Annotated in this window: 13 protein-coding genes and 2 tRNA genes; 6 read left to right on the top strand and 9 right to left on the bottom strand. The window is 67.0% G+C overall.

Annotation, left to right across the window (positions count from 1 at the left end):
* Nucleotides 1-66 precede the first annotated feature (66 nt).
* From nadC to AC0CH3_RS15665, 3 genes are all read left to right on the top strand, one after another.
* A complete protein-coding gene (gene nadC, locus AC0CH3_RS15655; RefSeq protein WP_354303030.1) occupies nucleotides 67-909 on the top strand; it encodes a carboxylating nicotinate-nucleotide diphosphorylase in 843 nt (280 codons plus the stop codon).
* 90 nt (nucleotides 910-999) lie between these two features.
* A complete protein-coding gene (locus tag AC0CH3_RS15660) occupies nucleotides 1,000-1,431 on the top strand; it encodes a hypothetical protein (RefSeq protein WP_354303028.1) in 432 nt (143 codons plus the stop codon).
* Complete coding sequence (locus AC0CH3_RS15665; protein WP_457325919.1) at nucleotides 1,428-2,156, top strand: ribonuclease T2; 729 nt, start codon at nucleotides 1,428-1,430, stop codon at nucleotides 2,154-2,156. The genes AC0CH3_RS15660 and AC0CH3_RS15665 overlap by 4 nt, the downstream gene beginning before the upstream one ends.
* A gap of 17 nt (nucleotides 2,157-2,173) precedes the next feature.
* Here the strand turns inward: AC0CH3_RS15665 and AC0CH3_RS15670 are convergent, their stop codons facing one another.
* From AC0CH3_RS15670 to rpsA, 5 genes are all read right to left on the bottom strand, one after another.
* Nucleotides 2,174-2,599, bottom strand: coding sequence for a DUF4112 domain-containing protein (locus AC0CH3_RS15670; RefSeq protein WP_354303026.1), 426 nt, complete (start codon nucleotides 2,597-2,599; stop codon nucleotides 2,174-2,176).
* Nucleotides 2,600-2,604: 5 nt separating this feature from the next.
* Nucleotides 2,605-4,056, bottom strand: coding sequence for an ABC transporter substrate-binding protein (locus AC0CH3_RS15675; protein WP_354303024.1), 1,452 nt, complete (start codon nucleotides 4,054-4,056; stop codon nucleotides 2,605-2,607).
* 2 nt (nucleotides 4,057-4,058) lie between these two features.
* Nucleotides 4,059-4,142: transfer RNA gene (locus AC0CH3_RS15680), tRNA-Leu, on the bottom strand.
* A gap of 98 nt (nucleotides 4,143-4,240) precedes the next feature.
* The gene (locus tag AC0CH3_RS15685) at nucleotides 4,241-4,522 is read right to left on the bottom strand and encodes an integration host factor subunit beta (protein ID WP_056020619.1); all 282 of its coding nucleotides are present in this window, start codon (nucleotides 4,520-4,522) and stop codon (nucleotides 4,241-4,243) included.
* A 133-nt stretch (nucleotides 4,523-4,655) separates the two neighbouring features.
* Nucleotides 4,656-6,374 (bottom strand): 30S ribosomal protein S1, encoded by a 1,719-nt coding sequence (rpsA, locus tag AC0CH3_RS15690; RefSeq protein ID WP_055879635.1) that lies wholly within the window; start codon nucleotides 6,372-6,374, stop codon nucleotides 4,656-4,658.
* Nucleotides 6,375-6,669: 295 nt separating this feature from the next.
* Here rpsA and AC0CH3_RS15695 point away from each other — a divergent pair, with 295 nt between their 5' ends.
* Nucleotides 6,670-6,927: a SemiSWEET family transporter gene (locus AC0CH3_RS15695; RefSeq protein WP_354303021.1), complete on the top strand. Its 258-nt coding sequence runs from the start codon at nucleotides 6,670-6,672 to the stop codon at nucleotides 6,925-6,927.
* Nucleotides 6,928-7,048: 121 nt separating this feature from the next.
* On the opposite strand, the gene cmk is transcribed toward AC0CH3_RS15695, so the two are convergent.
* Both cmk and aroA read right to left on the bottom strand, forming a co-directional pair.
* Nucleotides 7,049-7,684 (bottom strand): (d)CMP kinase, encoded by a 636-nt coding sequence (cmk, locus tag AC0CH3_RS15700; RefSeq protein WP_354303019.1) that lies wholly within the window; start codon nucleotides 7,682-7,684, stop codon nucleotides 7,049-7,051.
* A gap of 1 nt (nucleotide 7,685) precedes the next feature.
* Nucleotides 7,686-9,020, bottom strand: a complete 1,335-nt coding sequence (gene aroA, locus AC0CH3_RS15705; protein ID WP_354303017.1) for a 3-phosphoshikimate 1-carboxyvinyltransferase — start codon at nucleotides 9,018-9,020, stop codon at nucleotides 7,686-7,688.
* Between the two features lie 98 nt (nucleotides 9,021-9,118).
* On the opposite strand from aroA, the gene AC0CH3_RS15710 reads away from it, so the two are divergent.
* Together AC0CH3_RS15710 and AC0CH3_RS15715 are read left to right on the top strand one after the other, a co-directional pair.
* Entirely contained in the window at nucleotides 9,119-9,445 is a 327-nt protein-coding gene (locus AC0CH3_RS15710) for a TIGR02300 family protein (protein ID WP_031395784.1), read from the top strand.
* 82 nt (nucleotides 9,446-9,527) lie between these two features.
* A tRNA-Ala gene (locus tag AC0CH3_RS15715) sits at nucleotides 9,528-9,603 on the top strand.
* Between the two features lie 50 nt (nucleotides 9,604-9,653).
* On the opposite strand, the gene AC0CH3_RS15720 is transcribed toward AC0CH3_RS15715, so the two are convergent.
* Both AC0CH3_RS15720 and AC0CH3_RS15725 read right to left on the bottom strand, forming a co-directional pair.
* Nucleotides 9,654-10,940, bottom strand: coding sequence for a methyl-accepting chemotaxis protein (locus tag AC0CH3_RS15720; protein WP_354303015.1), 1,287 nt, complete (start codon nucleotides 10,938-10,940; stop codon nucleotides 9,654-9,656).
* Between the two features lie 83 nt (nucleotides 10,941-11,023).
* On the bottom strand, nucleotides 11,024-11,610 hold a 587-nt coding region (locus AC0CH3_RS15725), incomplete at its 5' end, for a peptidylprolyl isomerase (RefSeq protein ID WP_465238048.1).

Below are 11,610 nucleotides of genomic sequence, written 5' to 3' on the forward strand. Positions count from 1 at the left end.
CGTCCCTTCCGGTGACCGCGCGGTGCGGCAAACGCCGGATCGGCACGGTGAAACCAGGATCAGATCATGACCGAATTGTCGGGCTTCGACATCGCCACCTTCGTGGCGGCAACGCTGGCAGAAGATCTCGGCACCGTCGGCGACATCACGTCGGCGGCGGTGATCCCCGAGCAGGCGCGGTTCGCGGGGGTGATGGACAGCCGCGACGCGATCGTCGTCGCGGGGCTCGACCTCGCCGACGCGTTCTTCCGTGCGCTCGACCGCGACGTGCGGATCACGCATCTGGTCGAGGACGGGCAGGCGGTTCCGGCGGGAACGCAGCTCATGCGGCTCGAGGGAAGCGCGCGCGCGATGCTCACCGCGGAGCGCTCGGCGCTGAACACCGTGCAGCATCTTTCCGGGATCGCGACGATGACGCGCGCCTATGTCGAGGCGATGCACGGAACCGGCGCGATCCTGCTCGACACCCGCAAGACGATTCCCGGGCTGCGCGTGCTCGAAAAATACGCGACGCGGATGGGCGGCGCGAAGAACCACCGCATGGGTCTGTGGGACGCGGCGATGATCAAGGACAACCATGTCGCGGTCGCCGGCGATGTCGGCGAAGCGGTCCGGCGCGCCAGGGCGGCGGGGATCGCGCAGATCATCGTCGAGGTCGACCGGGTCGACCAGATCGAGCCTGCGCTGTCCGCCGGTGCGACGCAGCTCCTGCTCGACAACATGCCGCCGGCAATCCTGCGCGGTGCGGTGGCGCTCGTCGACGGGCGCGTGCCGACCGAGGCATCGGGGGGCGTATCGCTGGAGACGATCCGCGCGATCGCCGAGACGGGGGTCACCTATGTCTCGGTCGGGCGGCTCACCCAGTCCGCGCCCGCGGCCGATATCGGCCTCGATTTCGCGCCACTCTGATCGCCGGCGTCTGGACCCGCTTTGACGTTTGCGTATCGTGCCGCAGCGAGTAGCGTGCGGCCGAAGTCCTGACGAACCGATAGGGTAAAGATGCGTCCGAAATCCGTGGTCCTGGCCGAACGGCTCTATCTGGCGTCGATCGCGATCCTCGTCCTCATCAGCGTGCTGACATGGGACGCGGCGGTTGCGCAGGGCGGCGTGATCCTCGCCGGCGGCGTGACCGCGTTCGGGATCGGACTGTCGTTGCTGCTGCTGATCTTGACGACGCGCAAGGCCAGCAGGATCGCACTCTGGCTGCTGATCGCACTGACCGCGCTCGGCGCGCTCGGGGTGGCGGTGCAGGTCAGCAACGGGATCCTCGCGACGGGTCTCAATGGCGTGCTGACGATCGTCCAGCTCGTCCTCACGCTCATCCCCATCGTATTGCTGTTCCGCCCGCGCGCGCGCGCCTGGTTCGCGGACATGGCGTACCGCGATGACGACTATGACGGCGATGCCGATGATGCGGAGCGCGAGGCATGATCCGCGCCTCGAACACGATGCTGCGCGCGGCGCTGGCACTTGCGACGGGATTGCCCGGCGTCGCGGCCGGACAGGCCTATAGCTGTTCGGTCCCCGGCGGGATCGAGCGGGTCCGTCCCGATCTTCCGTCCGGGCGCGAACCGGCGCGCGTCATGCCCGTGGCGAGCTACACGCTCGCGATCACCTGGACGCCGCAATATTGCCGCGACAACGGTGATCGTCCGGGGTCTGCATTCCAGTGCGGCGCAGGCAACCGGTTCGGCTTCACGCTTCACGGCCTGTGGCCGGACGGGGCGGGCAAGACCTGGCCGCAATATTGCGCTGCGACGGCGATCGTGCCGCAGGCCGTCATCAAGCGCCAACTCTGTTCGACGCCCTCCGCGCAGCTGATCCAGCACGAATGGGCCAAGCACGGGACGTGCATGCCGGGATACCAGCCGGCGCGCTATTTTCGCCAGTCGAGCAGTCTGTACGCTCGCCTGCGCTATCCCGACATGGACGCGCTGTCGCGCACGCCGATGACCGCGGGACGACTGGCGAGCGCGATGGCCAGCGCCAATCCCGGTCTCGAGGCCAGCATGATACGCGTCACGGCCACCCGGCAGGGGTGGCTCGACGAGCTCTGGATCTGCCTCGACACGCGGTTCCGCTATCGTCGCTGCCCGGCGCATGCGGGCGGTGTGACGAGCGGCACCGCGATCAAGATCTGGCGCGGCGGCCGCTGACCCGGCGCGGGCCGGGCTCAGCCCGACAGCGTGACGGTCGACGGATGATGCTTGTCGAGATGCCGCTTGATGATCTTCAGGTTGCGCGTGTTCGAGCGGAAATACAGGTCGGCAGCGTCGCCGACGAACGGGACGAACCCCAATACGGCGTCAAAGCCGACATTGCCCATCATCCGCGCGATCTGGAATTTCGAGAGGCCGAGGTTGCGCGCCTCCCAAACGAGCCAGCTGCCCATCGCGGCGGCGATCAGGTCGCCGACCACCGGGATCAGCCCGACGATAAAATCGAGCCCGACGGGACGGTTGAGCCCCGGCAGGATGAACGCGCGTTCGAGGATGCGCTCGAGTGCTTCGACACGCTGTCGGACAGCCGCCGGATCGCGGCCCAGCGGAAGCGTAGCGGCAAGCTGCGCGGGATCGAAACGGGACGCTGTGTTGGTCATATGTATCAGTTGGTGTCGGTACGCAGCCGGTTCAACGGGTGCCAGGCGCGACTATTCGCCTGCCACTGCGCGAGCCGCGCCGCGACTAGCGACCAGCGGAGTGGCCGCGCGAGCGGGATGAACGGGACATCCTCGTTGACCGCCGCATCGGCCTCCGCGATCCGCTGGCTGCGCGTCGCGAGCGTCGGTGCCTGACGCGCCGCCTCGACCGCCGCGCTTGCCGCCTCGCCACAGGGCGCGCATGCGGTCGCGAGGTACCAGCGTGCGCTGTCATACGGCGCCACCGCGTCGACGAGCTTGAGATCGGCGGCGGCGTCCATCGGCACGCGCTCCGGCGTGATGCCGATCGCGTAGAGCGCCGCGCCGAGATGCGCATAGAGCAAGGTCGCACCGGGGCCCGCGGGGAGCGCGATACGCAGGCGGACCGGGGCGCCGCCGTTCTCGCTCACCCAGGCGGCGACGCGCTGACGTGCGCCGATGCGGCGCTCGTCCTGCGTCAGCAGTGTCCAGGCGGGAACCTGCGGCAGCCCGGCCGAATCGAGCGGATCGGGGAGGATGCGATCCGCTGGCTCCCAATTGGGCGCGATCGCGGATGTCAGCGCGACGCGATCGATCGCCTGCGCCAGCGCGGACCGGTTGGCGGGCGTCGCGAGGAAGCCGCTGCGGGATATGATCGCGAGTCCGAACAGGCCGACCGCGGGATCGACGCGGATCGAAGCCGGCGCGATGTCCGTCGTCGCGAGCAGCGGCCAGTCGGCGAAGCTGCCGCCGCTCACCATGTCCGAGTTGCGTGCGGCAAAGCGCGCGATCGCCCGTGCCGCGCGCTCACCGATCAGCCGGACGTCGCGCTCGGGTTCCTCTTCCCGCTGGTCCTCCGGATCGGCGCGATTGGGGTCATAGGCGGGGCGCAGCAACGGCGCGGTGCCGAGCGCGGCGACGCGGAACGGTCCACTGCCACCGCTCGGACGCACGCGTAACAGCGCGAGTTCGGGTTGCGCGAACAGCTTCAGCAGGTCGGGGCGCGGCCGGTTGAGCCTCACCTCGATGACCTGCGGCGTCATCACGACGATCTCGTCGACCGCGGTCAGGAAGGGGGCGAGCGGGTTGCGCGACCCGCGCGCCATCTGGCGGTCGAGCAGCCCGACGACCTGGTTCGCGGTCACCGGCGTGCCGTCGCCCCACTGGCCTTCGCGCAGACGGAAGATGTAGCTCATGCCGCCGTCGATCACGATCCAGCGCTCGGCAAGCCCGGGTTCGATCTGGCCCGCGGCATCGAACCGGACGAGTCCCTGCGCGGTCGCGTCGATCAGCAGCCGGTCGGGCGTACCAAGCGGCGTGCGGCTGGCGTCCGCGACGCGCGGCGGTTCGCCGATCGCGCTGACGACCACGGTGCCGATGTCGAGCCGGCGATTGCACGCCGCCGGCGCGAGCAGGACGAGCGCGGCCAGCGCGGACATGGTGGTGCGGACGGCGGGACTCGAACCCGCACTCCAGGGGAGGGAGATTTTAAGTCTCCTGCGTCTACCGGTTTCGCCACGTCCGCACACAAATATCAGAAAGACGAGGCGGCGCGCAGGGTCAACCCATGGCGAACGCGAATTCGCGCCGCGTCGTCCGGCGAATCGCCCTGTGGCCCCGATATCAGTCGACGTTGAGCCGCGAGCGCATTTCCTTGCCGGGCTTGAAATAGGGGACGCGTTTGGCGCCGACCTCGACGACTTCGCCGGTCCGGGGGTTGCGCCCCGTCCTCGCGTCGCGTGCGCGCGTCGAAAATGCCCCAAAGCCGCGGAGCTCGACTCGGCCGTCGGCAGCGAGTCGCTTTGAAATCTCGTCGAAAAAGCACGAAACGATCAGTTCGACTTCGCGTGCTTCGAGGTCCGGATGTGCATCCGTCAGTTTCTGGACCAGTTCGGATCGTATCATTGTCGAGAGCCCCCGCCCATAAAATGCAAAAAAACTGATCTAGGTCAGTAAAAGGGGCGATAGCACCAATTGGTCTGGTGTCAAAAAGCAAAAGGGACCGAAATGCATCAACGCATCCCGGTCCCCGTCTGGCTTACTTCTTTTCGGCTTCCGTGCGGGCCTTGAGAGCCTCGCCGAGGATGTTGCCGAGCGTCGCGCCCGAGTCCGACGACCCGTACTGCGCCACAGCCTGCTTCTCTTCCGAGATCTGCATCGCCTTGATCGAGAAGGTCGGCTTCTTGGACCGGTCGAAACCGGTGACCATCGCGTCGAACTTCTGGCCGACCTGGAAACGCTCCGGACGCTGCTCGTCGCGATCGCGACCCAGATCCGTGCGCTTGATGAAGCCGGTCGCGCCATCGTCGCCCTGCTGCACTTCGAGGCCTGCGTCGCGGACTTCGAGAACGGTGACCGTGACGATCGCGTTCTTGTTCAGCTTGTCGCCTGCTGCTGCGATGCCGCCGGCCGAAGGCCCGCCACGCTCGAGCTGCTTCATGCCGAGCGAGATACGCTCCTTCTCGGCGTCGATGTCGAGCACGACGGCCTCGACGGTCTCACCCTTGCGATGCAGGTTGAGCGCGTCCTCGCCCGAAACGCCCCAGGCGATGTCGGACATGTGGACCATGCCGTCGACGTCGTTGTCGAGGCCGATGAACAGACCGAATTCGGTCGCGTTCTTGACTTCGCCCTCAACGGTCGAGCCGATCGGATGCGCGGCAGCGAAGGCCTCCCAAGGATTGGCCTGAGCCTGCTTGAGACCGAGCGAGATACGACGCTTCTCGGAATCGACTTCGAGGACCATGACGTCGACTTCCTGCGACGTGCTGACGATCTTGCCCGGATGGACATTCTTCTTGGTCCAGGACATTTCCGACACATGGACGAGGCCTTCGATGCCCGCTTCCAGCTCGACGAACGCACCATATTCGGTGATGTTCGTGACGCGGCCGGTGAGCTTTGCGCCGACCGGATACTTGACCATCGCGCCATCCCAGGGATCGCTCTCCAGCTGCTTCATGCCGAGGCTGATGCGCTGGGTGTCCTTGTTGATGCGGATGATCTGCACCTTGACGGTGTCGCCGATGTTCAGGACTTCGCTCGGGTGACCGACGCGCTTGTAGCTGAGATCGGTGACGTGCAGCAGGCCATCGATGCCGCCGAGGTCAACGAACGCACCGTAATCGGTGATGTTCTTGACGACGCCGTCGATGATCTGGCCCTCGGCGAGGCTCAGGATCAGGCCCGAACGCTGCTCTGCGCGCGTCTCTTCGAGAACGGCGCGACGCGACACGACGATGTTGCCGCGCTTACGGTCCATCTTCAGGATCTGGAACGGCTGGGGGATATCCATCAGCGGGGTGACGTCGCGCACAGGGCGGATATCGACCTGCGAGCCCGGCAGGAACGCGACAGCGCCGTTCAGGTCGACGGTGAAGCCACCCTTCACGCGGCCGAAGATCACGCCCTCGACGCGGGTCGTCTTCGAGAATTCGGTTTCCAGCTTGTCCCATGCGGCTTCGCGGCGCGCACGATCGCGGCTGAGCATTGCTTCGCCGTGGACGTTCTCGACGCGGTCGACATAGACTTCGACTTCGTCGCCGACCTTGAGGTCAGCCTTCTGGCCCGGCGCTGCGAATTCGCGAAGCGGCACGCGGCCTTCCGACTTCAGACCGACGTCGATGACGGCCATGTCGTTCTCGATGCCGGTCACGGTGCCATGCACCACGCGGCCCTCGAAGCTGTCGGCGTCGCCGAGCGTTTCGTTCAGCATCGCCGCGAAATCGTCGCGGGTCGGCATTACCTGGGTTGCCATAGAATTCAGTAATCCTAGTCTGTTTCCGGCCAAGCGGTTGGGTCCGCTGGTCTTGGCCTTCGTTGCCGCGACGACCGAACGTCGGCGCGGCATCCGGACGGCACGAGGTGCGGAGGACGTAGACGCTGCATGCGAAAACGGCGCGTGAGACTCAGAGGTCTCCGCGCCTTCCTCCACGAGCATCGCTCGCCGGACGCATTGCAGTAGCGCAAACCGCGCTCCGGGGCAAGTTCGCTGCCCCGGGAGCAAGTCGCCGGGCGCTGCGTTGGGGGCTGCTCACAACAGGAGCGAAGATTTGAGCGAACGCGGCATTCTCGTGCTGGGCTGGATCGCCACGGCGACGGCGATCGTGATGTATCTGTCGTATATCGACCAGATCATGCTGAACCTTGGCGGGCAGAAGGGTTCGATCATTCAGCCGTTCGCGACCATGGTCAATTGCGGGCTCTGGGTGGCGTATGGCGTGCTGAAGCCGAAGCGCGACTGGCCGATCGCGGTGGCGAACTTTCCGGGCGTGGTGCTGGGCGCGATCACTCTCGCGACGGCGTTGTAGGGGGCGCTGGCTTCCCCCGTCATCCTGACGAAAGTCAGGATCCAGAGCCACATGGCGCGCCCTTCGTTACCCTGGATCCTGACCTTCGTCAGGATGACGGGGGGGCGGGAAGCGGAAGGGCCTAAACCGCCGCCTTCTTCGCCCGCTGCGCCTCGACCAGCGCGACCGCGCGCTGCACCGAGGCCTCGATCGACAGGAAGCTCGTATCGAGCAGCGCGGCGTCGTCCGCCATGACCAGCGGCGCGGTCGAGCGGCCGCTGTCGCGCGCATCCCGCGCGCGAATGTCCGCCAGCACGCGATCCTTGCTCGCGGTGCCGCCACGCGCCTGCAACTCGGCATGCCGCCGCTGCGCGCGGATGTTGGGGGTCGCCTTCACGAACAGCTTGGCATCTGCGTCGGGCGCGATCACCGTACCGATGTCGCGGCCGTCGAGGATCGCACCACCGTCCTGCGCGGCGAACCGCTTCTGCCGCTGCATCAGCGCCGCGCGGACCAGCGGATGCGCCGACACGATCGAGGCCAGCGCGCCGATATCGTCGTCGCGCAGCGCCGGATCGGTCATCATCGCATCGTCGAAATCGCACGCGGCGACCGCGTCCGCCTCGGTCTCCGGATCGAGCCCCATCCGCGCCACGTTCAACGCGACCGCGCGGTACAGCAGCCCTGTATCGAGGTACGGAAGCTTGTAATGCTTGGCCAAGGCGCGCGCGATCGTGCCCTTGCCCGATGCCGCCGGGCCGTCGACTGCGATGATCATCTTAATTCCCCTGGCCGGTAAGCGCGTCGAGCGACCGGAAGAACACGGGGTAGCTCGTCGCCACCGGCGATACATCATCGATCGTGACGGGCTCGCGGCTCCCAAGTCCAGCCACCACCATGCTCATTGCGATGCGGTGATCGAGTTTCGAGGCCACCCGAGCGCCACCGCGAATCGGCGCGCCACCCGACCCGGTGATCGCCATGCCGTCCTCATATTCCTCGCACGCGACGCCGCACGCCTCGAGCGCGATCCGCATCGTCGTGATCCGGTCCGATTCCTTGACGCGCAGCTCGTGCGCGCCGCGCGCGACCGTCGTGCCGGTCGCGAACGCCGCAGCGACGAACAGCACCGGATATTCGTCGATCATGCTCGGCGCGAGATCGGCGGGGACCTCGATCGCGGTCAGCGGTGCGTGACGCACGCGCAGGTCGGCGACCGGCTCGCCACCGACGATCCGCGGGTCGAGCTCGGTGATGTCGGCGCCCATCATGCGCAGCGCCGTGACGATGCCGACCCGCGTCGGGTTCAGCCCGACATTGCGCACGACGATATCCGATCCCGGCACGATCGACGCTGCGACCAGCCAGAAGGCCGAGGACGACGGATCGCCCGGCACGACGATGTCCTGCGGCCGCAGCTCCGCCTCGCCGGTGATCGAGATCACGCGGCCCGCGTCGGTCTCTTCGACGATCAGCTTCGCACCGAACCCGGTCAGCATCCGCTCGCTGTGATCGCGCGTCGCGACCGGTTCGATCACCGTCGTGATGCCGGGCGTGTTGAGCCCGGCCAGCAGGATCGCCGACTTCACCTGTGCGGAGGCGACCGGCAGCGTGTAGGTGATCGGCACCGCGGGGCAGATCCCGCGCACCATCAGCGGCAGCGTGCCGCCGGGCGATGCGGTGATGTCCGCGCCCATCTGCGACAGCGGGTCGATCACGCGCCCCATCGGCCGTCCCGACAGCGAGGCGTCGCCGGTAAAGGTACAGGTGATCGGATGGCTCGAGACGAGCCCCATCAGCAGCCGCGTCGAGGTGCCGGAATTCCCCATCTCAAGCGCGGTCTCGGGCTGGAGCAGCCCGCCGACGCCGACACCGTCGACGACCCAGATGCCGTCGTCCTGCCGCTCGATCGCTGCGCCCATCGCGCGCATCGCCGCCGCGGTGGCGAGTACGTCCTCGCCCTCGAGCAATCCGGTGATCCGGCTGGTGCCGACCGCGAGGCTCGCGAACATCAGCGCGCGGTGGCTAATCGACTTGTCGCCGGGAACCGCGATCGAACCGGTCAGCGGACCGCGCGCGACCACGTCGAGAGGCTGGGGGAAGGGGTGTGTCATCGGGCCGGGCTTTTGACAGTGGCCTTGCGCTATGGCAAGGCGCGCCCACTTTGCGGGGGCATCCCCCACAATCTATCCATTCGAAAGGTTCTATCGGCATGATCAAGCCGGAATGGGGCACGAAGCGTTCGTGCCCGAAATGCGCGACGCGTTTCTACGACCTCGAAAAAGCCGACCCCGTGACCTGCATCGAATGCGGCTATGCGTGGGAGCCCGAGCCCATCCTGAAGTCGAAGCAGCCGCTGCCGTTCGAGGTCGCCAAGCCCGACACCAAGAAGCCCGACGCGGATCTCGAGGGTGACGAGGAAGAGGATATCGCCTCGATCACCGGCGAGGACGAGGAGCCGTCCGCGGACGACGAAGTCGATCTGGGCGGCGACGACGACCTTGGCGTCGAGACGCCGCAGGACGAGCACGAGCGCTAATCGAAAGAAATTTGGCGAGCGGTGTTTACGCCGCTTGCCAACCCGGGCGGGTCCGGTTAGTGACCCGCCTCCCAACGGGAATGGGGCCGTAGCTCAGCTGGGAGAGCGTTCGCATGGCATGCGAAAGGTCAGGGGTTCGATCCCCCTCGGCTCCACCATTTCCGCCGGACCGCGACGCGGCCTCTGGGTATCCCCTCTACCTTCACGCTCAATAGGTCGCCTGAAAGCTTTCGGTGGCGACGCTGAGATCGTGCGTCAGCAGGTGGACTGATTCCAGATTCCTGCGGATGTGCATCGCCGTGGTGTTGAACCGCCGGTTGCGGCTGGCGAGCTGTTCGACGCCCTCGGTCATCGCGCGCGCGGTGAGGGCGGTTTCGTCGATCGCCGCGCTGATCGCGAGGATCCGATCATGTTGATCGCGGGCGGTGTCGGTGACGACGACCGCACGCTGCTGGATATCGGCAATGTCGCGCGCGATCGCCCGATTCGCCGCGACCACGTCACCTGTGGCGGCCTGCATCGCCGCGATCTGTGGTCCGATCCGGGCCACTGCCGCAGACGTCTGCGTCGCGAGCGCCTTCACCTCGGTCGCGACGACGGCGAACCCGCGTCCCGCCTCGCCGCTGCGCGCGGCCTCGATCGCGGCATTGAGCGCGAGCAGCCCGGTCTGTTTCGCGATGCCTCTGATGACGTCGAGGATGGAGCCGATCGACGCGGCATGGTCCGACAGGCCCTGCGTCAGATGGACGGTTTCATCCGCATGCGCCATCGCACCGCTCGCCGCCGTACTGGTATGGTGGATCTGATCGACGACGGTATCGATCATCCCCGCCATGAGCGCGGAGGTATGCGCCGCATCCTGCATCGCCGCGGTAGACTGTTGCGCCGCGATCACGACCTCGCCCAGGTCGCGGACGATCAGTTCGAGCTCGGACTGGCCCGCCCGTCCCATCGCCTGACCCTCGGCCGCCGCCGCATCGGTCTGTGCGACGACGGTGGCGATCGTCTGGCGGAACCGGTCGGCTTGTGCGGTCTGCGCCGCGACGGCGTCTGCGAGCCGCCGCTCGACGCTGATGTCGCGGTAGGTGATGACCGCCCGGCCGTCGTAGAGCGGCGTGAAGGCAATCTGCAGGATCATGCCGTCGTCGAAATGGTGATCGACGCCGTAGGTCGACTCGCTTGACCACCAAAGACGATGATTCTCGATGACCGCCGCGGTTCGTGCGGCGGGCCATCCGACCGCTTCGCCGACGATCCCGAGATAGGTGGAAAGGTCCATGCCCGGGCGGACACGGTCGCATGCGATGCGAAACAGCGCGGCGACGCGGGGATTGATCGCCGCAATGCGCTCGTCGCGATCGAAGATGACGATGCCGTCGGTCATTGCCGCCAGCGCGATCCCGAGCAGCGCCTCGGCATCGTCGGACCGATCCGCCTCCTCGCCCCGAAGCGTCTGGAGGGGATGGGAGAGAACGGACGCCGACTGGATCTGCATCCGCCGGAGATCGCCCAAAATGGTTGTAACTCTGTTACTTAACCAGAATTAATACCGGATTTTGCGCGTGCGTTCGCGCCGGGTCAGCGCCGTGCTGGGTCGATCCGCCGCGCCGTCAGGATGCGGATCGGCGCGGCGATCATCTGCCCCTTCATCGCGCCCTCGCCAGCGGTGGGCGAGGTCGGCGCGGCGAGGATGCGACGGACGATGTCCATCCCCTCGACGACATGGCCGAACGCGGCATAGCCGCTATTGTCGCCGGGCTGATCGGGGTGCGCGTCGAGGAACGGGACGGCGCCGACGGTGATGAAGAAATCCGCACGGCCGGTACCCGGCGCCAGACGCGCGAGCGAGATCGTCGCGTCGGTGTGAAGGATGCCGGTCTTGCTGGTCGGCTCATGCGCGATCGGCGGAAACGCGCGTGCACCGTCCCCCTTGATCCCGCCTTGAATAAGCCCAGTGTCGGGTCCGAGGTTCATCGCCCGGTAGAAGGTCGTGTTGTCGAGCCGCTTCGCGTCGACATAGCGCAGGAAGTTGGCGGTGGTGATCGGGGCACGCTGTTTCTCGAGCTCGAGCACGAGCGCGCCCTCGCTCGTCTGGAGGCGTACCGTCACGGTCGCCGGCCTGGGGGCGGCGGGATCGGTCGGAGCTGATGGGGGGGCGGATCGGG

This window comes from Sphingomonas sp. AC449 (assembly GCF_979253475.1).

Bases quoted from the DNA above. Each gene is read 5' to 3' on its own strand.
- nadC (WP_354303030.1), top strand. From the start codon at position 67: ATGACCGAATTGTCGGGCTTCGACATCGCCACCTTCGTGGCGGCAACG.
- AC0CH3_RS15660 (WP_354303028.1), top strand. From the start codon at position 1,000: ATGCGTCCGAAATCCGTGGTCCTGGCCGAACGGCTCTATCTGGCGTCG.
- AC0CH3_RS15665 (WP_457325919.1), top strand. From the start codon at position 1,428: ATGATCCGCGCCTCGAACACGATGCTGCGCGCGGCGCTGGCACTTGCG.
- AC0CH3_RS15670 (WP_354303026.1), bottom strand. From the start codon at position 2,599: ATGACCAACACAGCGTCCCGTTTCGATCCCGCGCAGCTTGCCGCTACG.
- AC0CH3_RS15675 (WP_354303024.1), bottom strand. From the start codon at position 4,056: ATGTCCGCGCTGGCCGCGCTCGTCCTGCTCGCGCCGGCGGCGTGCAAT.
- AC0CH3_RS15685 (WP_056020619.1), bottom strand. From the start codon at position 4,522: ATGATACGATCCGAACTGGTCCAGAAACTGACGGATGCACATCCGGAC.
- rpsA (WP_055879635.1), bottom strand. From the start codon at position 6,374: ATGGCAACCCAGGTAATGCCGACCCGCGACGATTTCGCGGCGATGCTG.
- cmk (WP_354303019.1), bottom strand. From the start codon at position 7,684: ATGATCATCGCAGTCGACGGCCCGGCGGCATCGGGCAAGGGCACGATC.
- aroA (WP_354303017.1), bottom strand. From the start codon at position 9,020: ATGACACACCCCTTCCCCCAGCCTCTCGACGTGGTCGCGCGCGGTCCG.
- AC0CH3_RS15710 (WP_031395784.1), top strand. From the start codon at position 9,119: ATGATCAAGCCGGAATGGGGCACGAAGCGTTCGTGCCCGAAATGCGCG.
- AC0CH3_RS15720 (WP_354303015.1), bottom strand. From the start codon at position 10,940: ATGCAGATCCAGTCGGCGTCCGTTCTCTCCCATCCCCTCCAGACGCTT.